This is a genomic window from Flavobacteriaceae bacterium HL-DH10, from assembly GCA_031826515.1.
GTDB classification, from domain to species: domain Bacteria; phylum Bacteroidota; class Bacteroidia; order Flavobacteriales; family Flavobacteriaceae; genus Thalassobellus; species Thalassobellus suaedae.
Genome location: CP134536.1, coordinates 2,558,387 through 2,582,527 on the forward strand (window position 1 = coordinate 2,558,387; position 24,141 = coordinate 2,582,527).

Sequence of the window (24,141 nt, forward strand, 5' to 3'; positions counted from 1 at the left end):
TTTTTCGAAAGGAAAAGAATCCTTTCTGGCCAAGCTGGCTTTTTATAATAAAAAAGGAGAATTATTAAAAGGAGAAGTGTTCAAAGAAAACAATATGCGCCAAGAATGGGGGGATGGTGTTTTTGATGATTATCCCTTAACGTTTTCAGGGGGAAAAGATTTTACGTTAGGGTTGAAGCTTGAGGAGCCTACATCTATTGGCTTTATTGAATTTCAGGTACGAAATGATGATAACCATATAAATATTGGAGAGGAATATGAATTGTTCTATTGGGATAGGGACTGGAAGTCCCTTGGGCGTCAAACAGCCAAAGATACGGTTCTTTTTTATAATGCGCCGGCAAATGCCTTGTTCTGGTTAAGAAATCACACCAAAGGAAATGAAGAGCATGTGTTTACTATTGATGAAAATAAAAGGCAGTGGTGGCTAAGTTTTGATAATAATCTAAATTAAGTGGTTATGTGCGAAAAAAAACGTTGAAAGTGAGCTATTTAAAACGGAGATTATTAAGCCAATCGACTTAAAATCGCACTCAGAAATGCAGCCAATGCCATTGGAAACTTAAAATTTGTACAGCCAATATTTATTGATAAATTTTGTGTCTTTATATAACCAAAAACAAACAAATTTTGTTTTTAAATAGTTCTTTTTGACTTTAGTGTGCAATTCGGTGAACCATACTAAATTAAAAGTGTTTAAAATACTGAAAAACAAATAGTTGCAGGTTATTAAGAAATCCTGCCACCCCGACTTAATAAAAAAGAAAAAGCCTTACTAATTTTAGTAAGGCTTTTTCTTTTAATTTTTTTAAATAATTTATTCTTCGTTAGAAGGTTTTCCTATAGTTGCAAGAATTCCTCCATCAACATATACTACGTGTCCGTTTACAAAATCACTTGCTTTAGAACTTAAAAATATAGCAGCACCTTGTAAATCTTCAGGATCTCCCCAACGAGCAGCAGGTGTTCTATTAATAATAAAATCATTAAAAGGGTGACCATCTAATCTAATAGGAGCTGTTTGTGTAGTCGCAAAATAACCTGGACCAATACCGTTTGTTTGGATATTAAATCTAGCCCATTCTGTAGCCATACTTCTTGTTAGCATTTTAAGACCTCCTTTAGCAGCAGCATACGCACTAACAGAAGTTCTTCCTAATTCACTCATCATTGAACAGATGTTAATGATTTTTCCACCACCTCTTTCAATCATTCCTTTGGCAACTTGTTTAGATACAATAAATGGACCTACAAGGTCTACTTTAAGCACTAATTCGAAATCTGTTACCTCCATATCAACTATTGGAGTTCTTTTGATGATTCCTGCATTGTTTACAAGGATATCTATAGGGCCTACTTCTGCTTCAATTTTAGCAACGGCTTCAATGACTGCTTTTTCATCAGTAACATCAAATACATACCCATGAGCATCTAGTCCGCAAGCTTTATATTCATTAACAGCTTCAGTTAATTTATCTGCAGAATTGTTATTTACAACTATTGTAGCTCCTGCATTACCAAGACCTTTTGCCATAGCCATTCCTAGTCCGTGTACAGCACCTGTAATTAAGGCAACTTTTCCTGTAAGGTCAAATAAGTTTATTGACATAATTTTTTATTTTATTTTAATTCGTTTATTTTACAATGATCCATATCTCCATAGTCTAAGTTTTCACCAGCCATTCCCCAGATAAAAGTATAATTACTTGTACCAGAACCTGAATGAATAGACCATGCTGGAGAAATTACAGCTTGATGATTTTGCATCCAAATATGTCTAGTTTCTTGAGGTTGTCCCATAAAATGACAAACAGCTTGATCTTCAGGAACGTCAAAATAGAAATATACTTCCATTCTTCTGTCGTGTACATGCGCTGGCATTGTATTCCATACACTTCCCGATTTAAGTTCTGTCATACCCATTTGTAATTGACAAACACTAACCACACTATTTACGATATATTTTCTTAGTGTACGTGCATTTGCTGTTTCAGGAGCTCCTAATTCAACAACTTCAACCTCGTCAATACCAATTTTTTTAATGGGATATGCTTTGTGAGCAGGTGTAGAGTTTAAATAAAACATGGCAGGATTACTTGACGATTTACTAGAAAAAGTAATGTCTTTATTTCCTTGTCCAACATATAGAGCTTCTCTATTATCTAATTCATAATCAGTTCCATCTACTGTTACAGTTCCAGAACCTCCAATATTAATAATACCTAACTCTCTTCTTTCAAGAAAATACTCTGCTTTTAAGGGGTCTATGGTTTCAAGCTTTAAAGTAGTATTAACAGGTACAGCACTTCCTGAAATAAATCTGTCATAGTGAGAATAGACTAAATTTAATGCATCAGGTTTCATTAAATTGTCAATTAAAAATTCATCTCTTAGTCTTTTAGTATCGTATGATTTTACATCTTGTGGAGATGCAGCATATCTAACTTCGTAATTGCTTTTCATTATTTTGGAATTATGTTTTAAGTGTTAGCTATTTTATTACTATGCTAATAGTAATAATGGAAATTATGCAAATATAAGTATTTATTTAAATCCAATCGATTGGATTTAAATAAATACTTATATTTGTTTGAAACAATAATATTAATTAATTAAAATAAGTGATTAATAAAATCAATAAGCCTACAATTCATGATATAGCTAGGGCTTTAAAAATAGATAGTTCAACTGTTTCTAGAGCATTAAATAATAGTCCAAAAGTAAAGGAAGATACGAAGAAAATTATTTTGGCTAAAGCAGAAGAATTAGGTTATCAACGTAATTTACTAGCTTCAAATTTACGTAAAAATATTACCAATACAATTGGTGTTGTTGTTCCTAGAATATCTCGTCATTTTTTTTCCTCAGCAATTCAGGGTATAGAAGAAACTGCGTATCAGGCAGGGTATAATGTTATAATTTGTCAATCTTTAGATCAGTTAGATAGGGAAAGGAAAATAGTAGATGGGTTAGTTTCAAATAGGGTAGATGGTTTGCTAATTTCAATTTCTATGGAAACAATTGATTATAATCATTTAGAAGTATTAAAAAGAAGCGGTGTTCCTCTTGTGTTTTTTGATAGACATTGTCAAATACCTGGTTATAGTAGTGTCATTATAGATGATTTTAAAGGAGGTTTTGATGCTACAGAGCATTTAATACTTAAAGGATGTAAAAATATCGTTCATTTTTCTGGTCCATTAGAAGTAGAAATTTATAAAAAACGCTTTGAAGGTTATCAAGCTGCTTTATCTAAATATGGTATTTCATTTAACAGTGAGTATATATTAAGTTCTAGACTTATGGAGAAGGATGGTTATGAATGTATAGAAAAGTTGTTAGAAAAAGGTTTGGAGATCGATGGATTATTTTCATCTAATGATTTAGCAGCAATCGGTGCTATGAAATATTTGAAAGAGCAAGATATAAAAACACCAGAAGATGTTGCTATAGTTGGTTTTAGTAATGAACCTGTTTCTAGAGTTATAGAACCATCCATAACAACAATTGACCAATCTGGATTTGAAATGGGGAAGTTGGCTATAGACTTGTTGTTAGAGCATATTACTAACAAAAGTATCCCAAAAAAAGGTCAAACCATTATTTTAGAATCAAAGTTAATAGAACGGGATTCATCTAAAAGAAAATAAAATTTATTTTACCCTTAAATAGTTTTCCGCATATATAGGTTTTCCAATACTATCGAATTCAATTTGGGTAAATTTATCTTTATCAAGTAGTATGTTGAAAATAAAATTCTTTTTTGATTTTATACGACTATTCATAGCTTTAGAACCGTAATCTAAAACTTCGGTTAATATGCCGTCTTTAAAGGTGTAATCCCCAACACCGAACCAATCAAGTGAATCCATAGTACGTAACCTGCTCCACATTACTTTAGTTTCAGAATACATTTTCATTTGTTTAAAAGAGTTGGAAGAATTTATGGTGTCCACAGAGCCATCTTCTCTATAGTTTAAAAAGCTAGTTAACTCCCAAGCTCCTTGTAAAGAAGTTGCTTTAGTTTCAGTATTATTAATGTTTTCATTTGTGTTTGTTGAATCAGTATTGTCTTTACAAGAAAAAAACAGAACGATGCAGATGATAAATAAATATTTTTTCATGATTTAAGTTTAAATAGTTAGTCGTTGGTTTTCTACAATTTACGAAAAAAATAAATATCTTGTTTCTTTTAATAGTAAGTAATTATGAATATATAAAAACTGTTGATAACTTATAGGTAAGGTTTTAATCAAAAATTCTACTTTTGTTTTATAAAATTTAATAGCGATTATGTCTAATACAATAGAAAAAGCAAAATGTTTAATAATAGGTTCTGGTCCAGCGGGCTATACAGCGGCAATATATGCTGCCAGAGCTAACATGAACCCTATATTATATCAAGGAACGCAACCTGGAGGTCAATTAACAACAACTAATGAAGTTGAGAATTTTCCTGGATATCCAGAAGGTGTAACAGGTCCAGAAATGATGATGCAATTGCAAGCACAAGCTCAACGATTTGATGCTGATATTCGTGATGGTTGGATTACAAAAGTAGATTTTTCAGGAGATGTTCATAAAGTTTGGGTTAATGATGAGAAAGAAATTCATTGTGATACTGTAATTATATCAACAGGAGCTTCTGCAAAATATTTAGGATTAGATTCTGAACAAAAATATTTAAAGCTTGGTGGCGGTGTGTCTGCTTGTGCTGTTTGTGATGGATTCTTTTATAGAAATCAAGAAGTGATTATTGTAGGAGCTGGTGATTCAGCCTGTGAAGAAGCGCATTATTTGTCTAAACTTTGTAAAAAAGTGACTATGCTTGTTAGAAGAGATGAGTTTAGAGCTTCTAAAATTATGGCTAACAGAGTAAAAAATACAGAGAATATAGAGATTTTATTTAATACAGAAACCGATGAAGTATTAGGAGATGATCAAGTGGTTACAGGTGTTCGTGTTTTTAATAATAAAACAAATGAAAAAACTGAAATTCCAGTAACAGGATTTTTTGTAGCTATTGGACATAAGCCAAATACAGATATTTTCAAAGGATTTTTAGACTTGGATGAAACAGGGTATATAATAAATGTGCCTGGGTCTTCAAAAACAAATATTGAAGGCGTTTTTGTATCTGGTGATGCTGCAGATCATGTTTACAGACAAGCTGTTACAGCAGCAGGAACTGGTTGTATGGCTGCATTAGACGCAGAACGTTATTTAGCAGCTAAAGATTCTACTTTTGAGGTGTCTACTTCAAATTACAACTAGAATATAATAATAATTAAAGCTGAGGTAGGAATCAATTATAATGAGTGTAGAAAGGTCATGTATAATTCATTTAAAAAAGTAAAATGTATCCCAATTATTTGGGATACATTTTAAAATAATTAGCTATTAATCAATTTAATTTCACAATTTTAAAATTAGTTGTGTTTTCTATGCTACTGCTAACCTTTGCTAAATAAATACTAGCAGGTAAATTAGAAATATTAAAAGAATACCCTTTTGCAAAAGAGCCTTTAAATGTTTTTACGACTTTTCCAGTAATATCATATATTAAAAGAACCTCTATCGCTTTGTTTATTTGAAATGACGTTGTTGCAGGGTTAGGGTAGACTTGTATGTTTAAATCGTTTTCAAAGCTATTAACAGATAACGCCGAAGGGTTGTTTCCAAAAACCTTGAATTCACCAGGCGCCAAACTTAATGATGTTGTAGAACCATTTATGGTTGTATTTCCTGTTTCGTCCATTAAATCGTACCAGATTCCACCCTCTTGAAAGTTAGTATCAATAGATTGCTGGGTAACTCCAAAATTACCTAATACTGTAATATGTTTAATGTCATTTCCAGTTGCAGAATCTAAAGTTAAATGGATGCTTTTAAGACCATTTGTACTGCCTAAATCCATGGAAAAATTTTGGGTATTAAAAATAGGCTCTTTATGTTTTAAGTAAATTAGTCGCGACCATGTATCATATATTGCCTTTCTATCTGGGTTAGAAAAGTACTCCCAGCGAATAGGTTTTTCTCCAGTTCTACCATTAAAATCAATATCGACTTCGTAACCCAATTCTCCAAACTGCCATATCATTTTTGGTCCTGGAACTGTAAAGAAAAAAGCCCCTGCCGTTTGTATTCTTGCTAAAGCAGTATTTGCTGTTTTAACTGAATAACCACCGTTTGAATTACCAAACTGAAGATTCTTATACATTAAACGCTGTTCATCATGGCTTTCCATATAAGAAACCGCGGAAGGTCCATCAAATCCCTTTACTGAATAAGATACATTTGAGAAATTAGATTGGTTATTAACATGGTATCCCATGGTCGCCTCATTATAAATACCATTTAAGTTATTCCAAAGCATGATACCTTTACCTTCATTTGCACGATAATCTGCCCAGTGCTTTTCTTCATCAATACCTCCTAAATGTTCAAAAATGATATAAAAATCAGAATCCATTGCCCATTGATAATCGGCATATTCTTTTAGAACATCTACCCTATCCTTTTTAAATTCATTTGTACAATTTTCATCTGAAGATGTGCAAAGTTGTGTAAACCCTTTTGTTAAATCCCATCTAAAACCGTCAATTTTATATTCTTCAATCCAGTATTTTACAGTCCTTTCAACATAACTTTTAGTCGCTTCAGATTGATGATTAAAATCATTAAAAACACTATAAGAGTGCGTTGCTGTTTGATTGAAAAACGGATTATCGACAGAAGCCTGTCCTCCATAACCCCCGTTATCTGTATTCCAAAGGCGATAAAAAGGGTTTTGACCCGTTGCGTGATTGTAAACAACATCTAATACAACTGCTATACCTCGGTTATGACATTCATCAATAAATTGCTTAAAAGCCGTTGGTGTTCCATAATACTTGTCCAGCGCCATATGAAAAGAAGGGTTGTATCCCCAACTTTTATTTCCATCAAACTCACTAACAGGCATGAATTCAATAGCATTTGCACCCAAATCTTGAATGTAATCCAAACGTGCCTTTATAGCATCAAAACTGTGTAACTCATCAAAATCTCGGATAAGTAATTCATAAATCACTAAATCTGTTTTTGCTGGTGGTTGAAAATTAGTTGTTTGCCAAGAATAATCAGGATCTCCTGTCCTTAATAAAGTTACAGCGTGATTTGTAGAACCCGTAGGATAAGAAGGCAAGTTAGGATATGTGGTTGCATTTATAGATGAATCGTTGAACTCATCTAAAATAGTCGTTGAATACGGATCTGCAACTTTAATCGTGGAATCAACCAAATATTGATACATATGGTTTGTATTTGGTGTTAATCCAGTTAATTCAATCCAAAATTTATCTCTAGCAGTATCTTTATTCATTTTGAAAATTGCATTTTCCTGCCAGTTGTTAAAATTACCTATGACATGCACTGTGGATTTATTCGGCGCATATAGAACTAAGGTTGCTTTCGTATTATCATTAGAATCTAAGTTAATACCGTCTAACATACCCGAAGGCACTGGACTGCTTGGTGTTAACCTAGCATTAAAAAATTCAGAAATCGTTCTGCTACCATCATTTGCCTCAAGTACAAAATCGACATCAGAAGTTAACGTATAATCAAAACTGTAATTTTTGGTTCCATTTGCGGTATTTACAGATGCTCCATTTGCTTTTAAAGTGAAATCTGAAGTTAGATTGGTAGTCGCTGAAATATTAATTAACGTTCCAGAATTAGCCACCGTAAGGTAATTGCTAGGTGCCGCTAAAGTCAGTTCATTTATGGCAAGATTTAGAAAAAGGTTTTGAGATTTTTTATCACCACTACCTGTTGATGCGCCATTATCTGCTTTTAGCAAAAAGCCAATCTTTGATATGTTTGTTGTTCCAAATAATGAACTTGGAGTAAATGTAAATCCATAGGTTCCGTTTCCATTATTTGTAAGTTGCTGCAATGCATTGGAATCGTTCCAAGAGCCATTAGTTGGAGAATCCCCAGCTTCAGCACCATTTAAATCGAAAGACCAAGCCCAGATATAAATATTATCTGGTTGTCCTGTATTCCATAATGTGGGATCAACATTAGAAACCGTAATTGTGACTTGATCATTCGCTGAAAAAGCGATTTTATCAATGTTAATGGTTACTTGCTGTTCCTGAGCAGATAAAAACAAAAATGAAAAGCAGCTAATTAAAAATATAATTTTTTTCATAGTATTATATTTTGAAAAAAAGGGCTGTCATCATTGTACAGCCCTTTTAAATCATTAGTTAAATTATTTATTGAACAGTCACTATACCTTTATTAAAGTCCACCGTAATTTTATACGTACCATCTCCTGGAGATTTCACATTACTTTCTCCGTCTCTAACTAACATACCTGGATACATTGAACTTACTCCCCAATCATTATCCCAAGAGCCTTGAACAGGTAAGAACTTAAATTCATCTGATGACACTAAGGCTTGATTAATTTCAAAGACGCCTTCTGATACTTTAGTGAATTGAGGTGCCGTACCATTATTCCAACCATTTGGCGAGCCCACTAAGTATAAATCAGCTGGTGCTTCTGTAAGGTTGAAGGATAGGGTGTTGAAATCTATAATAATCATATAAGTCCCCGCATTAGTGACAGGGATGTTATTTTCTCCGTCTTGCACTAACTTATTTGGAGTATTAGGATTTTCACCCCAATCACCATCCCAAGAACCTGAAATGGGTAATAGTTTAAACTCTGCACCTGCATCAAAGGTTTGCAACCTTACAAACACCCCATTGCCAGTAGTATTAAATTTTTGTGAAGCATCTGCATTATTCCAGCCATTTTGCGATCCTACTGAAAATAAATTATTAATTGGTGATACTTGAACAGTTAAGTTATTAAAATCAACAATAACTACATACTTTCCAGCATCTGTGATTTTTATATTTTGCTCACCATCTTGAATTAAACCTCCAGCATTTGAAGGGTCTTCACCCCAATCACCATCCCAAGAACCTAAAACTGGTAAGAATTTAAATTCATCGTTAGCATTAAAATCATAAGTTAAAGAGAAAACTCCATTATTGTCATTATAAAACGGAATAGCGCTACCATTATCCCAGCCATTAATGGATCCAACCATATATAAATTATCTGGTGCAGTAAATTCTTTTACTGTTATAGAAAGTGATGGGAAATCGACCGTTATAATATAGGTTCCTGCAGTAAGCACTTTTAAATTTTGTTCACCATTTTGAATTAGTTTACCAGGATTATTTGGGTCTTCACCCCAGTCGCCATCCCAAGATCCTAGAGTAGGCAGAAACTTAAACTCATCATTAGCCGATAAATCTAATTGAATTTCAAAGCCTCCATTACCGTTACTGGTAAATGCATTGGCTGTTGCATTATCCCATCCATTATGGTTTCCAACTAAATATAATTCGTTAATGACAAAAATATCCCAATTCAAATATTTCTTTTCTGCCTTTAATTCAGAAACATCATCACTAATCTTAGCTTTTACAGTCCATATAACATTTGTATTACCAGAAAACTCTGTTCCTATTTGAGTATTAGTCATCGTGAAAGAAGTCCCTGAAGGAACAGGAAACGATTTCAATGGATCTGAAAAGTCACCACCTAATTCATCAAACAATAAAGTATACTCAATAGTTCCGCTACCAGTGGTTGTAGAGGCTTCTTCCCAAGAAAAATTCACTTCACCATTTGGATTGCCATAAATATCAGCTTTAATAGTATTATTATTGTCAGGTAATAGTAAATTGAAGTTTTTAACGCCATTTGTTGAAAATCGAACAATTTCAATGTTATTCATACTTGTTGCAACTTCAACATCACCATTTGTTGCCACTACTTGCCATTGTAATTCCGCTGTTTCAGCCGCAGCATAACCGGCAGCTTGTAAGGCTTCATCAGTGGTTGCAAAAGATAAAGTCAACTTGTTTTCTTTACCATTATTATTCGATGGAAAGCTCACAAATTCTGGTGTTTCAGAACCTGCTTTAAAGAAAAGAACTTTATATGTTGGTGTTTTTGAAACTCCTGGAATGGCATTATTCCAAGTCAGTTCTATGGTGTTTTCTGGTGTGCCGGAATTTAACACATAACTTGAATCGGTACTTTCTACAATACTAAAACCATTTAAAGCTTCAGTATCGGAACTAAATTCTACGTCTTCTGTACATGATACAAAAAGTGCTACTAGAATTATTGATATCTTGTAAAGTATATTTTTCATAATATATAATTTTAATTACTAGCTGCTCTTAAACGAATCGTTCCTGTCGCAGATTTTATAGTTGGATTATCTGCATCATAAAAATAATACTGCAGTTCTACTAAATTTCCTGAGTTATACAAACTAGGAAAACTAGCCGCAGGTATTATAGATGCTTGGTAATATAGTCCACTAAACGTAGTGGCCATCTCAATAGCTAATAAAGGATCTACGGTTGGCTCAATATGTACACTAATATTTTGCGCACCCATCATTGCTGGGTTGCTTAAACCTGTAAAGTTTTTATTAAAACGAAGTGTTACAACATCTTTGGTTGTTGCCTGAGATGGGAATGTTCTCACTTCATCTGGTATAAACTTAAAGGGTGAAAACGGTATGGTTAAATCACCGGTTTGGAATGTAGGTGCTTGATCTCTTAGTAAATACCCAATAGATGTTATAGACCCAGGAGCAGCTTCCGCACCATATAATTCGGCTAATGTTTTGTAAGTATTTACTCCATCTGTGACAGGAAATATCATTCTGTATTCAGTATCACTTATTTTTGTTAATTTTGCAGCAGCCTTTATATTAGTCCAAGAACCATTCGTTTTAGAATCGCCAGCACTGGAAAAACTCCAGATATATAAATCTTTGCCTTCTAACGAGTTTCCATTATTATCTTTTGCACCCGCTACATTGAAAATGATTTCAATGTTTTCATCAATAACCGTATAACTAGCAGGATTTCCTGTAACTACTGGGTTTTGAGCTTGAACGGTTAGTATCGATAAAAAGAAAATACTAAAAAATATATTTTTCATAATTCAGTTTTTATTGTTTAGCTAATATATATTCGTACCTAGTAACAGGGTTGTTATCAGAATCGAACCTTTCGTAATTCAAAGACAATTTTGGTGCATCTCCAGAAATTCCAGAGAACGTTCTAATGTAAAAAATGACATTATCACCATTAATTTGAGTTTCTATACCCGATGATGCATTTATTCCTAATTCTGTATTAACAAGGTTGATCGCTTCACTGGTTATCCAAGACCAAGACCCTGACCCTTCAGATATTACGTACCTCATTGGAGAATTTCCAATACTTGTTGTTAAAGTACCATTCTCTATTTGTAAAGTAAAATCTGAGAATGGCATACCAGCAATAGCATTGGTGATATTTATCTTAGTAGCAAAGTCTGGAAAACTTTTCTTTTCGGCGTCAAGATCTATCTGACTTGCACTTTCTATGACCCAAGTACCCATTATTTGCTCACTTCTATTTACAGTATCACCAAATTCGCCTTCATTATCTGGACTACATTGGGTGAACATGACTACTAAGCTTATTAAAAAGATGTATTTAATTGTTTTCATAATGCTGTTTTTTTAGTTACAACCACCTGTTGGGTTTTGAATAAATCCTGTAAACACTTCGGTTGCTGGAAATTGAAATACCATCCCATTACAATCCCAAGGTGCGTTTCTTATAGTAAGTGACGTTTCGTTTACTCCAATTCTTTTAAGGTCGTTAATTCTATTCCCTTCTCCAAGTAATTCGATACGTCTCTGGTTTCTCACTAAATTGATTAATTGTGATTTAGAAAGTCCAGAAATAGTTGATAATCCAGCTCTATCTAAAATTAAGTTAATATCAGTTTCTGCTTGAGTAAGACTGTTAGTTTCAGCAGCAGCTTCAGCTCTTATTAAAAGTAATTCTGTATAATGGGCCAACGGTACATGTAAAATTCCTTTGTTAAATTTATTTAAGAAATATTCACCATCTGTTTCTTCAAGCAATGCTTTTCTTTTATCTGTTGAAGGAATGGAATTATATAAATCTTGCATAATTCTAATAGTGGTATTAGAAATTGACAAATCTGTGCGGTATCTTGAAAAAGTGCCTCCTTTGCTATTTGCTGTAGATTCTGAAACGATTCCGAAAATAGTTTCAACATTTGGTGACTCGGTATTATTGTTATCAACCAAGTTTCCTGCAAATCTTTCAGTACCTGTATCACCTTGATATAAATTAATATCGAAAACGGCTGAGGTATTGGTCAAGGCGCTATTCGCATAACTAAAAGCTTGTTCATAATTTGATCCAGCCGTGTCAATATCAGGTCCAAATCCTGCTTGGAAGAACACTTTTGCCAAATATGCTTGTGCAGCAGCTTTATTAGCATAGTACTGATTTTTAGAATTAGTTGTGTTCAATAAGCTTTCTGCTTCCTTTAAATCACTAATAAGATTTGCATAATTCTGAGAAACAGTACCTCTGTTCTGCCCAATGGCATTGTCGACTGAAGTAATATACTGAACACCCAAATGTGAGTTATCTGCACTGTATCCAGGAGAGTGCGACATGAATCTTGAAATTTCAAAATGCGCCATCCCTCTTAAAAGAAGCGCTTCTCCCTTTATTTCTTGCACTCTTGCATCTGTAGCAGATAAGCTCAAAGCCTCTAGGTTATTTTCAATATGCCCTAATACAACATTAGCATCTAATACAATTCTATAAAACCCTCGGTACATATTATCTCTAATGGTATTATTAAAGAATGAGGTGCTTCTATTATAAATTTCGGTTTCATCAGAGTTGATTCCATTAGGCCCGTCAACATTATCTCCATTAATTTCGGCATAAAGTTGAGCGTTTCCTCCTAAAGGCCAGCCTAAATTATTGTATCCTGCGTTTAATAACGCTTCTAAATCGGCCAAATTTGTTGGACCAACTATATCTACATTTTCTGGTAGTTCTTCTAAATCACAAGAAACAAATAATGAGATAGAGAAAAACAACCCTAATATTAATTTTAAATTCATTTTCATCGTTTCCATTTTAAAAAGTTGCATTAATGTTAAATGTGAATGATTTCGCTTGTGGAATACTTAAGTATGACACATTTGGCGATAAGTTTCTATCTCTTTGAAATTGGAAATCTCTCGCAATTTCAGGATCACCACCAGGAAACTTGGTCCATGTGAATATGTTAGACCCAGTTAAAGCCAATTTTAAGGAGCTTATCCCTGTGCCTTTTAAAAATTCGGCTGGTAATGTATAATTTAGTGTTACATTCCTTAACCTCAAATAAGAAGCATCGTATAAAAAACCTGTATGGTTATACTGCCATACACTTGAAAGTCCTTGCACTTCATTATGATCATGAAAAAGCCTTGGTTGTTCTGTGACATCGCCTGGATTTCTCCATCTATCATATATATCTGTTCTTACATTTGATGAATTGTTACCATCTCGAAAGGTGCCAAGTGCTCTTTTTGCATAACTATCATAGATATTTCCTCCTATGGTAAATACAAAGTCGGTATCCAAGCCCCAATTTTTATATTTAAATTTATTACCGAATCCGCCTGTGGCATCTGGAATAACAGAACCTGCTGAAACCCTATTAGCTAAATTGAAAGTTTTGGTTTCGTTACCTTCTTTATCCAAGAAAATAGGCAAACCATCAGTAGTATCTACTCTTGCAAAACGAACCAAATAATTAGTTCCAATAGGTTGACCTTCTATAACACGGGTATCATTAAACCCGCCTTCTAATAAATCTGGGCTAACCCCTCCTAAGCTAATTAACTTATTGGCGTTATGAGCAATATTGAAAGTAGTAGTCCAAGAAAAATTATCACTAACAATGTTTTTAGAAGTAACATTAAACTCAAGACCTTTGTTTTCAATTTCAGCAGCATTTATCCATAGACTTTCACCAAACCCTGAAGATGGGATTTGAAATAAATCCAATAATACATCTTTAGATTTTTTATAATATCCAGATATTTCAGTTTCAATACGGTTATTGAAAAGGTTTAATTCAATTCCAAAATCTACCGTTTGAGCGGTTTCCCATTTTAAATCAGGGTTGTCTAGTCTAATAATGGATTTATATGCGTTTCCTAAATAATTAGTTCCAGAATTTGGAATACTATACGCTCCAAATCTTGAATCATTTCCAATTTCTGAGTTACCAGTTATACCATAAGATGTTTTTATTTTTAATAGACTTATCGCATTACTATTAGCAATAAAATCATGCTTAGAAAAATTGTAAGCCGCAGAAACTGTTGGAAAAAAACCATATCTGTTGTTTTCTCCAAAACGAGAAGAACCATCTACTCTACCCAAAGCCATTAAATCTAAAGCATCGTTATAAGAATAGCTGATACGACCAAAATATGAGGCAAAAGAATAGGCCGTTTTACCTGTACTTTCTCTTGTATAATCTGGCGCATCTAATTCATAAAGTGGTACTGGGCTATTAATATGACCTTCTGGATTCCCAAACCGATATAATAATCTTTCACTTCTTTGATATTCTGTACCAAGTAAAAAGTTGAATGAATTTTTATCGTCCATATCCCATAAATATGAGGCTGTAAAGTTTGTGTTGTAATTAATAACAAAAAATGGATTTGCAGATGCAAAGGTATTCTGTTCTTCTGCTGGCGTGCCGCTAATTCTACCTACTTCTAAAGATTGCCAGTAAAAATCCCTAAAATCCATATAGTCTAAAGACCCAGTTCCTCTTAGGTATAGATTTTCTATAGGCTGGTAATCTATAGCAATAGAATTTATTGATCTCATTTCTTCCGATCTTCGATCTCTGTATTGCAATTCTATTAATGGGTTACCAAATGAATTATCAAGATCTCCATTGGCTAGATAAGGAGAGTAAAATGGTAAGGTAAAACTTTGGGCATTTCTCCAAGTATCATTAATATTAACTTTATCGTAAATACCTTTAGTTATTGAGGAGTTAAGTCCAATTTTTAGGTTTTTAAGTATTTGATAGTCTAAATTAAACCGTCCACTTAATCTTTTATATTCATCATTTTTAATAAAAGACTCCGTATCATCATAAGACACGTTAAAATAAGTTTTTAATTTTTCAGTTCCATAATTCACTGAAAAACTATGTCTGTTGGATATACCTGTTTTAGTCACTAAATCAACCCAATCGGTATTTGTATTTAGTGCATCTTCCCATGATATATTTCTTGGTAATGGAGACAGACCAATATTTCCATCATTTTCCCATGCTTCTTGATACACTTGTAATAATTGCTTGTTATCCAATATTTTAGGAGTATAAGTTGGTTCTGAAACTGTAACGATTCCTGTATATGAGAATTTTAACCCCTCTTTACCTCGTTTGGTTTTTATTAAAATAACGCCATTCGCACCACGAGATCCATAAATCCCTGCCGCGGCAGCATCTTTTAATACCTCTATACTTTCGATATCATTTTGATTTAAAGAAGCTAAAGGGTTGTTGTTTTGCCCATTAGAATCGCCTTGTAAAAAATAATCTTGTGTAATGGGTATCCCATCTACAACATACAATGGATCACCACCCGCAGATATAGAAGAGATTCCCCTAACCCGAACCACATTGGAAGAACCTGCTAATCCAGACCCTTGAATTACTTGTACACCGGCGGCTTTACCCTGAAGCGCAGCATCAATAGATGATACAGGATTGTCTTTTAAGTCATCGCCATTTACGCGTACAGCGCTTCCAAGAATTTTACTTTTCTTCTGAACACCGTAACCAATAATCACGATTTCATCCAGTTGGGCAGCATCTTCATCCATCTGTACATTTAATGTAGCCTGACCATTATAAATTATTTCTTTAGGTTGATATCCAACGTAAGAGAATACAATGACATCTCCTTTTGTAGCTTCAATTTGGTAGTTTCCATCAAAATCCGTCACAGTTCCGGTTGCTGTGCCTTTAATTAAGACATTTACTCCAGGCAACGGGATGGATGTTGATTGCTCTGTTACTGTTCCTTTAATATCTATTTGTGCAAATAAAGTTATTGGCACAAACAAGAATAGAAAAAATAACCTTTTTACAGTTGTTCTCATACAATTTAATAGTTTAACGAATTAGTTTAGTTGTTTTTATATTTTCACTTCTCAAGGTTAAAACTATGTAAAGAAATGGTTTATAAATAATTTTTGATTACGAAATTCTTATCGAAAACGTTTTCGTGTTGATAACTTTTGATTTTTACATCAAAATACTGAGAAAAATAAATTTAATCAAGATTAGTTTAATATATTTAGAGTAAATATTTTAAAGGCTATCATTTTAAAAATTAATGAAAAGAAAAATTACCTTAAAACAAATTGCACGAGAATTAGATGTGTCAATTTCTACCGTTTCTAAAGCGTTAAGTAACAGTAAAGAAATAAGTGAAGATACCACACAAAAGATTCAAGCATTTGCTAAACTTTATAATTATAGACCTAATAATATAGCTCTTAGTTTAAAAAACAGAAAAACTAAGACCATCGGTATTTTAATTCCTGAAATTGTACACCATTTTTTTTCAACAGTTATAAGAGGTATAGAGAGAGTTGCTAATAGGCGAGGTTATAATGTTATAGTTGGTTTATCTAACGAGTCGTTTACTAAAGAAATTATAAACATGGAACTATTGGCCAATGGTAGTATTGATGGGTTTATTCTGTCCATTTCAAAAGAAACATTATTGAAACAAGATTATCATCATTTTAATGCTGCTATAAATCAAGGGATGCCTATAGTTATGTTTGATAGAGTGGTGAATGAAGTAGACTGTGATAAAGTAATTGTTGATGACTTTGTAGGAGCAGTAAAAGCTGTAAATAAACTTGTTGAAAAAGGGAGCAAAAATATAGCCCTAATCACGACTTTTGATTATGTAAGTGTTGGTAGATTAAGAACTCAGGGGTATTTAGAAGCCTTAGAACAAAACAATATAAATGCAAACCCTAATCTAATATTAAAAATAGATGACAGTTTAGATGTTGAAAATCATTTAGAAATTTTAGAGAATGAAATAGATTTGTTTTTTAAAGCAAATCCAAAAATAGATGGGGTTTTTGCTGTAAACGAGCTTTATGCGGTAACTGCAATGAAAGTAGCTAAAAAATTAGGATTTAGTATTCCAGATGATATTCAAGTTATTGGTTTTACAGATGGTGTTTTATCAAAGCATGCAACACCAAGCCTTACTACTGTTAGTCAACATGGTCAAAAAATAGGGGAACAAGCTGCAAATTTATTAATAGATAGATTGGAAGCAGTAGATGTTGAAACTGAGCAATATTTTACTAATAATGATACAAAAAAAGACTTTATAAAGGTTGTTATAGAAACAGAAATTATTGAAAGAGAATCAACTAAATAATTTTTTTTATTAGGAATAATTAAATTCTTTTATATCTTTGCTGCAAATCAAAACTTATATTTTCACTTCTCATAATAAGTTTTGATAAGTCATATCAGTACAATTTTCTATTTTTTCATTTTTTGAATTGATATAGTATCGCTTATCAAATAGTATTAATTTAAACATACTATTTAATGCAAAAGCGTAAATTAAATTTTTGGCAAATCTGGAACATGAGTTTTGGGTTTCTCGGAATTCAAATGGGTTTCGCCCTTCAAAATGCCAACGCAAGTAGAATACTTCAAATTTTCGGAGCAGATGTTCACGAATTATCATGGTTTTGGATAATAGCGCCATTAATGGGCTTAATTGTTCAACCTATAATAGGTCATTATAGCGATAAAACATGGGGACGATTTGGTAGACGAAAACCTTACTTTTTAGTTGGTGCCATTTTAGCATCTATTGGTTTAGTGCTTATGCCTCAAGCCGATATGTTTATTGCTTTTTTGCCAGCATTATGGGTAGGAGCAGGCATGCTCATGATTATGGATGCATCATTTAACATTGCTATGGAACCTTTCCGAGCATTAGTTGGCGATAATTTAAGAACCGATCAACGTACTTCAGGGTTTAGTGTTCAAACCGCACTTATTGGTTTTGGAGCAGTTATAGGGTCCTGGTTGCCTTATACCTTAACAAATTGGTTTGGTGTTTCTAACAAGACCGTTGCAGGTGTAGTACCAGAAAATTTAATTTGGTCTTTCATTATTGGAGCTATAATTTTAATAGCTTCTATATTAGTCACTGTTTTAACAACTAAAGAATATTCTCCTGAAGAACTCGCTAATTTTGAGACAGATAAAGAGTATTCTGACAGCATAAAGAATGGTGACGAAGAAGAAAAATCTAGTTTACTAGATATTTTTGAAGATTTTAAAAAAATGCCAACAACCATGCGTCAACTAAGTTGGGTGCAATTCTTTTCTTGGTTTGGTCTTTTTGGAATGTGGGTTTTTGCAACACCTGCCTTAGCACAACATATTTACGGTTTACCATATACAGATAGTAGCTCTGCAATGTATCAAGATGCAGGAGATTGGATAGGCGTTCTTTTTGGGGTTTATAATCTTGTTTCTGCATTTTATGCCTTCGCTTTACCATACATTGCTAAAAAAGTAGGAAGAAAGAAAACACATGCTATATCACTTGTTATTGGTGGTTTGAGTATGCTTTCTATTTATATTATGCCAGACAAAAATTGGCTCATTGTTTCTATGATTGGTATCGGTATAGCTTGGGCAAGTATTCTGGCTATGCCTTATGCTATTTTAGCAGGATCTATCTCGCCTAAAAAAATGGGTGTTTACATGGGGATTTTTAATTTCTTTATTGTCATCCCACAAATTATTAATGCCTTAATAGGTGGTCCACTTGTAAAGTATGCTTATGGTAATCATGCCATATATGCTTTGGTTATGAGTGGTGTTAGTTTTTTAATAGCAGCATCTTTAGTTTTTAAAGTGAAAGATGTTGATGATGTAGTTAAATAAAATATAATGAATAAAACAGGAGTCATTTTCGATCTAGACGGAGTCATTGTAGACACTGCAAAGTATCACTTTTTAGCATGGAAAAACCTTGCAGATAGCTTAGGTTTTGAGTTTACAGAAGCGCATAACGAATTACTTAAAGGAGTTAGTAGAGTAAGGTCTTTAGAGATTTTGTTAGATATAGGAGACGCTACCGTTTCCGAAGAAAAAAAACAAGAATTTCTTATAAGTAAGAATGAAGAATATTTAAAGTATATCACAAAAATGGGAGCCGATGAAATTCTTTCTGGAGCTTCAGAATTGTTGGATGCTTTAGATGATTTAGGTATTCAATACGTACTCGGTTCAGCAAGTAAAAATGCTCCGTTAATTTTAAAACAAGTGGGTTTGTACAATAGGTTTTTAGGCATTGTTGATGGTAATAGTGTCAATCAAGCTAAACCAGATCCCGAAGTGTTTTTAATTGGAGCCAAAAAGTTAAACTTAAAACCAGAGAACTGTATTGTTTTTGAAGACGCTATTGCAGGTGTTGAAGCCGCAAATAGAGCTAATATGACATCTATAGGAATTGGTGATAAAAAAACGTTAAGTGAAGCCGATTATAACTTTAACAATTTAACAGAAATAAGTGCCGATTTTATTAAAGATTTAATAGAAAAGCTAGAAAATAATAAAGAACAATGAGTTTAGAAAAAGATACGATAGTTATTCAAAACTACATCGTTTATGTCTTTTTTAAATACTCTCTTATTTAAAAAATACAATGAATCAAAATTATATAAAACCAAATAATTGGTCTATCATAGAAGAAGGTTTTCAAACAGATCGTGTAAAATCTTCCGAAAGTTTATTCAGTATTGGCAATGGTGCTATGGGGCAACGTGCTAATTTTGAAGAGCATTATTCAGGTCCAACCTTTCAAGGCAGTTATATTGCTGGGGTGTATTATCCAGACAAAACCCGTGTTGGTTGGTGGAAAAATGGTTATCCAGAGTATTTTGCAAAAGTGCTTAATGCTCCAAATTGGATTGGTATTAATGTAGAAATAAATGGTGAACAGCTTGATTTATTCACTTGTAAAAGGGTTGAAAATTTTAAGCGAGAACTAAATATGCAAGAAGGTTGGTTATCTCGTCATTTTGTGGCAACTTTAAAAAATGGCATTACCATTGAGGTTATAACCAAGCGTTTTTTAAGTTTAGAATTAGATGAAGTTGGGGCCATTCAGTACAGTTTAAAACCAATAAATAGTGATGCTGAAATAACTTTAAAACCCTATTTAGATTCAGGAATTACTAATGAAGATACCAATTGGGATGATAAGTTCTGGGATACAACTAACGTAGTTCATGATAATCATCAAGCATTTATAGAGGCAAAAACCATGAAGACAAGTTTTAATACTTGTACTTTTATGGAATCTCAGGTGTTTATTAATGATAAAGCTTTGAAAATAGAACCAAGAATTAACGTCGAAGCTAATTATGTTTCGTTTTCTTATAAGCATCAAGTAAAACAAAATGAAACTTATACTATTCATAAGTTTGGTGGTTATGTGGTTGATACTAAGCACGATAAAAATGAATTAATTTCTGCGGCAAAAACAGTTCTTAAAACAGCTCTTAAAGCAGGTTTTAATACATTATTAGAAGACCAAAAAACGGCTTGGAAAGTCATTTGGAGTATGTCTGATATTACCATTTCAGGTGATGTAAAAGCACAACAAGGCATTCGTTTTAATATTTTTCAACTCAATCAAACCTATTTAGGTCGAGACTCTCGATTAAATATTGGACCAAAAGGCTTTACAGGGGAAAAATATGGAGGTAGCACCTATTGGGATACTGAAGCCTATTGCATTCCGTTTTACATGGCTACCAAAGACCAAAAAGTAGCACGAACGCTTCTAGAATATCGTTATAATCACTTAGCAAAAGCAATTGAAAATGCTGAGAAACTAGGTTATTCAAACGGAGCAGCATTATATCCAATGGTTACCATGAATGGAGAAGAATGCCATAACGAATGGGAAATTACCTTTGAAGAAATTCATAGAAACGGTGCTATAGCTTTTGCCATTTATAATTACCAACGTTATACAGGAGATTATAGTTATCTACCAGAAAAAGGTTTAGAAGTTTTAATTGGTATAGCTCGTTTTTGGCATCAACGTGCTACCTTTTCAACCGATAAAAATAGGTATGTTATTTTAGGTGTTACAGGTCCAAATGAATACGAAAACAATGTTAATAATAATTGGTACACTAATTATTTAGCGCAATGGTGTATTAATTATACTATAGAAAATATTAGTAAAATTGAAGACGAATATGCTTCTGATTTTACAAGAATAATGAATAAAGTGAAGCTAAGCACATTAGAATTAGCTGAATGGAAATCAGTAGCCCAAAATATGTATATTCCTTATTCTGATAAGCATAACATTTATCTTCAGCAAGATGGGTTTTTAGATAAAGAATTAATTACAGTTAAAGATTTAGATAAATTACAACGCCCAATTAATCAAAAATGGAGTTGGGATAGAATTTTGCGTTCGCCATATATTAAGCAAGCCGATGTGCTTCAAGGGTTCTACTTTTTTGAAGATCAATTTACTGATGAAGAATTAGAACGTCATTTCGATTTTTACGAACAATTTACGGTTCACGAAAGTTCTTTGTCTCCTTGCGTACACAGTATTCAAGCAGCAAAACTAAACAGAATGGATCAGGCTTATACTTTTTATTTACGAACATCTAGACTAGATTTAGACGATTATAATAAAGAAGTTCATGAGGGTTTACATATTACATCTATGGCAGGAACATGGATGAGTATTGTGGAAGGCTTTGGTGGTATGCGTATAAAAAACAATCAGTTATCTTTTACACCTAAAATCCCGGATCAATGGGAAGCATATTCATTTAAAGTAAATTTTAGAAATCAAATTTTAAAAGTGCATGTGTCTCAAACTGAAACTAAATTTGAATTGGAAGGGGAGGCAAAATTACAACTTTTAGTAAATAATACACCTGTATCCATTTTACCTATGCATTTAGTAACAATTTAAATTAAAAAATCATGAAGACATTTATAGTAGCCTTAGTTGTTTTGTTTTTATCCTTTATAGGGAACTCACAAGAGTTAAAATCGCCAAACGGTGAATTAGTATTGCAATTTTCTTTAGTATCTAACGGTGTGCCAACATATCAATTATCATATAAAAATAAACCTGTTATAAAATCAAGTAAATTAGGTTTTGAGCTTAAAGATGATAAAAATTCATTGTTAGATGATTTTATAGTTTCAAATATTAAAACATCAACTTTTGATAACACTTGGCAACCTGTTTGGGGCAAGCAAAAAGACATTAGAAACCATTATAACGAATTGGCTGTTACTTTAACGCAAAAAGAAACTAATCGTAATATTTTAATTCGTTTTAGATTGTTTAATGATGGCTTAGGGTTTCGATACGAATTTCCGTCGCAAGAGAACTTTGCGTATTTTGTTATTAAAGAAGAAAAAACACAATTTGCTATGACTGGTGATCATACGGCCTTCTGGATTCCAGGAGATTATGATACACAAGAATACGATTATACTGAATCGAAATTATCAGAAATTAGTCAAAAATTTGATGGAGCAGTATCTGAAAATGCATCACAAAAACAGTTTTCTAAAACAGGTGTGCAAACGGCACTTATGATGAAAACCTCTGAAGGGTTATATATCAACTTACATGAGGCGGCATTAATTAATTACTCGTGTATGCATTTAAATTTGAATGATGAAAATATGATTTTTGAATCTTGGCTAACTCCAGATGTAAATGGAGATAAGGGGTATATTCAAGCACCTTCAAATTCGCCATGGCGAACCATTATAGTAAGTGATGATGCTCGTGATATTTTAGCATCAAACATCACATTAAATTTAAATGAACCTTGTGAAATAGAAGATACCTCATGGATAAAACCTGTAAAATATATTGGTGTTTGGTGGGAAATGATTACTGGAAAAAGTTCATGGTCGTACACCAATGAATTAGCTGCTATTGAACTAGGTGTTACCGATTATTCTAAAGTAAAAACAAACAATACACATGCTGCAAACAATACCAAGGTTAAACAATATATCGATTTCGCTTCAGAGCATGGTTTTGATGCTGTTTTAGTAGAAGGATGGAATCAAGGTTGGGAAGATTGGTTCGGAAAATCGAAAGATTATGTGTTCGATTTTGTATCACCTTACCCAGATTTTGATGTGGAAGCTATTCATAATTATGCTAAATCAAAAGGTGTGAAAATGATTATGCACCATGAAACTTCAGGATCTACAAGGAATTACGAACGTCATTTAGATAAAGCCTATCAATTCATGAAAGATAATGGATATGATGCGGTTAAAAGTGGTTACGTTGGTGATATTTTACCTCGAGGTGAACATCATTATAGCCAATGGATTGTTAATCATTATCAATATGCTATTGAAAAAGCAGCCGAATATGAAATTATGGTTAATGCTCATGAAGCGGTTAGACCAACAGGTATTTGTAGAACTTACCCAAATTTAATTGGAAATGAATCAGCACGAGGTACCGAATTTCAGGCGTTTGGAGGTTCTAAAACTAATCACGTAACTGTTTTGCCTTTTACGCGCTTAATTGGTGGTCCAATGGATTATACGCCAGGTATTTTTGAAATGGATATTAGTAAACTTAATCCTAATAATAATTCGCATGTAAATTCCACTATAGCAAATCAATTAGCACTTTATGTAACTATGTATAGTCCTTTACAAATGGCTGCCGATTTACCAGAAAATTACAAGCAATTCATGGACGCCTTTCAGTTTATAAAAGATGTTGCTATAGATTGGGATGAGAGTGTCTATCTTGAAGCAGAACCAGGAGATTATCTTACTATAGCGCGTAAAGAAAAAAGCTCGAACAATTGGTTTGTTGGTAATGTAAATGGTGATAATTCACGAACATCTAATATTACATTAAACTTTCTTGAAAAAGGAAAGAAATACACAGCAACTATTTATGCAGATGCTAAGGATGCACATTATAAAACCAATCCGCAAGCCTATACAATAAAAACAAAAACAGTAACTTATAAAACAAAATTATCACAGCTATCTGTTCCTGGTGGAGGTTACGCTATAAGTATAATTGAAAAGAAATAAAC

The 24,141-nt window shown here is 33.0% G+C and carries 17 protein-coding genes; 8 read left to right on the forward strand and 9 right to left on the reverse strand.

Annotation, left to right across the window (positions count from 1 at the left end; genetic code table 11):
• The first annotated feature begins 94 nt into the window (after nucleotides 1-94).
• A complete protein-coding gene (locus RHP49_10970; GenBank protein ID WNH11424.1) occupies nucleotides 95-454 on the forward strand; it encodes a hypothetical protein in 360 nt (119 codons plus the stop codon).
• Between the two features lie 363 nt (nucleotides 455-817).
• On the opposite strand, the gene RHP49_10975 is transcribed toward RHP49_10970, so the two are convergent.
• Nucleotides 818-1,609 carry a gluconate 5-dehydrogenase gene (locus RHP49_10975; GenBank protein ID WNH11425.1) on the reverse strand — a complete coding sequence of 264 codons (792 nt, stop codon included), beginning with the start codon at nucleotides 1,607-1,609 and terminating at the stop codon, nucleotides 818-820.
• Between the two features lie 11 nt (nucleotides 1,610-1,620).
• Nucleotides 1,621-2,463, reverse strand: coding sequence for a 5-dehydro-4-deoxy-D-glucuronate isomerase (gene kduI, locus RHP49_10980; GenBank protein WNH11426.1), 843 nt, complete (start codon nucleotides 2,461-2,463; stop codon nucleotides 1,621-1,623).
• 158 nt (nucleotides 2,464-2,621) lie between these two features.
• On the opposite strand from kduI, the gene RHP49_10985 reads away from it, so the two are divergent.
• Nucleotides 2,622-3,650 (forward strand): LacI family DNA-binding transcriptional regulator, encoded by a 1,029-nt coding sequence (locus RHP49_10985; protein ID WNH11427.1) that lies wholly within the window; start codon nucleotides 2,622-2,624, stop codon nucleotides 3,648-3,650.
• Nucleotides 3,651-3,653: 3 nt separating this feature from the next.
• On the opposite strand, the gene RHP49_10990 is transcribed toward RHP49_10985, so the two are convergent.
• Nucleotides 3,654-4,124 carry a hypothetical protein gene (locus RHP49_10990; GenBank protein WNH11428.1) on the reverse strand — a complete coding sequence of 157 codons (471 nt, stop codon included), beginning with the start codon at nucleotides 4,122-4,124 and terminating at the stop codon, nucleotides 3,654-3,656.
• Nucleotides 4,125-4,293: 169 nt separating this feature from the next.
• On the opposite strand from RHP49_10990, the gene trxB reads away from it, so the two are divergent.
• Nucleotides 4,294-5,274 carry a thioredoxin-disulfide reductase gene (trxB, locus tag RHP49_10995; GenBank protein WNH11429.1) on the forward strand — a complete coding sequence of 327 codons (981 nt, stop codon included), beginning with the start codon at nucleotides 4,294-4,296 and terminating at the stop codon, nucleotides 5,272-5,274.
• A 130-nt stretch (nucleotides 5,275-5,404) separates the two neighbouring features.
• On the opposite strand, the gene RHP49_11000 is transcribed toward trxB, so the two are convergent.
• From RHP49_11000 to RHP49_11025, 6 genes are all read right to left on the reverse strand, one after another.
• Nucleotides 5,405-8,197, reverse strand: a complete 2,793-nt coding sequence (locus tag RHP49_11000; GenBank protein WNH11430.1) for an alpha-amylase family glycosyl hydrolase — start codon at nucleotides 8,195-8,197, stop codon at nucleotides 5,405-5,407.
• Between the two features lie 67 nt (nucleotides 8,198-8,264).
• The gene (locus tag RHP49_11005; protein WNH11431.1) at nucleotides 8,265-10,229 is read right to left on the reverse strand and encodes a SusF/SusE family outer membrane protein; all 1,965 of its coding nucleotides are present in this window, start codon (nucleotides 10,227-10,229) and stop codon (nucleotides 8,265-8,267) included.
• An 11-nt stretch (nucleotides 10,230-10,240) separates the two neighbouring features.
• Nucleotides 10,241-11,032, reverse strand: a complete 792-nt coding sequence (locus tag RHP49_11010) for a hypothetical protein (GenBank protein ID WNH11432.1) — start codon at nucleotides 11,030-11,032, stop codon at nucleotides 10,241-10,243.
• A 10-nt stretch (nucleotides 11,033-11,042) separates the two neighbouring features.
• The gene (locus RHP49_11015; protein WNH11433.1) at nucleotides 11,043-11,588 is read right to left on the reverse strand and encodes a hypothetical protein; all 546 of its coding nucleotides are present in this window, start codon (nucleotides 11,586-11,588) and stop codon (nucleotides 11,043-11,045) included.
• A 12-nt stretch (nucleotides 11,589-11,600) separates the two neighbouring features.
• On the reverse strand, nucleotides 11,601-13,043 hold the full coding sequence (locus RHP49_11020; GenBank protein WNH11434.1) for a RagB/SusD family nutrient uptake outer membrane protein: 1,443 nt from the start codon (nucleotides 13,041-13,043) through the stop codon (nucleotides 11,601-11,603).
• A 10-nt stretch (nucleotides 13,044-13,053) separates the two neighbouring features.
• Nucleotides 13,054-16,101: a TonB-dependent receptor gene (locus tag RHP49_11025; GenBank protein WNH11435.1), complete on the reverse strand. Its 3,048-nt coding sequence runs from the start codon at nucleotides 16,099-16,101 to the stop codon at nucleotides 13,054-13,056.
• Between the two features lie 236 nt (nucleotides 16,102-16,337).
• On the opposite strand from RHP49_11025, the gene RHP49_11030 reads away from it, so the two are divergent.
• The 5 genes from RHP49_11030 (at nucleotide 16,338) to RHP49_11050 (ending at nucleotide 24,139) form a co-directional block, all read left to right on the forward strand.
• On the forward strand, nucleotides 16,338-17,411 hold the full coding sequence (locus RHP49_11030; GenBank protein WNH11436.1) for a LacI family DNA-binding transcriptional regulator: 1,074 nt from the start codon (nucleotides 16,338-16,340) through the stop codon (nucleotides 17,409-17,411).
• Nucleotides 17,412-17,587: 176 nt separating this feature from the next.
• Nucleotides 17,588-18,946, forward strand: coding sequence for an MFS transporter (locus RHP49_11035; protein ID WNH11437.1), 1,359 nt, complete (start codon nucleotides 17,588-17,590; stop codon nucleotides 18,944-18,946).
• A 6-nt stretch (nucleotides 18,947-18,952) separates the two neighbouring features.
• Nucleotides 18,953-19,630, forward strand: a complete 678-nt coding sequence (gene pgmB, locus RHP49_11040; protein WNH11438.1) for a beta-phosphoglucomutase — start codon at nucleotides 18,953-18,955, stop codon at nucleotides 19,628-19,630.
• Nucleotides 19,631-19,709: 79 nt separating this feature from the next.
• The gene (locus RHP49_11045) at nucleotides 19,710-22,016 is read left to right on the forward strand and encodes a glycoside hydrolase family 65 protein (GenBank protein WNH11439.1); all 2,307 of its coding nucleotides are present in this window, start codon (nucleotides 19,710-19,712) and stop codon (nucleotides 22,014-22,016) included.
• Between the two features lie 11 nt (nucleotides 22,017-22,027).
• Nucleotides 22,028-24,139: a glycoside hydrolase family 97 protein gene (locus RHP49_11050; protein WNH11440.1), complete on the forward strand. Its 2,112-nt coding sequence runs from the start codon at nucleotides 22,028-22,030 to the stop codon at nucleotides 24,137-24,139.
• The last annotated feature ends 2 nt before the right edge of the window (nucleotides 24,140-24,141 follow it).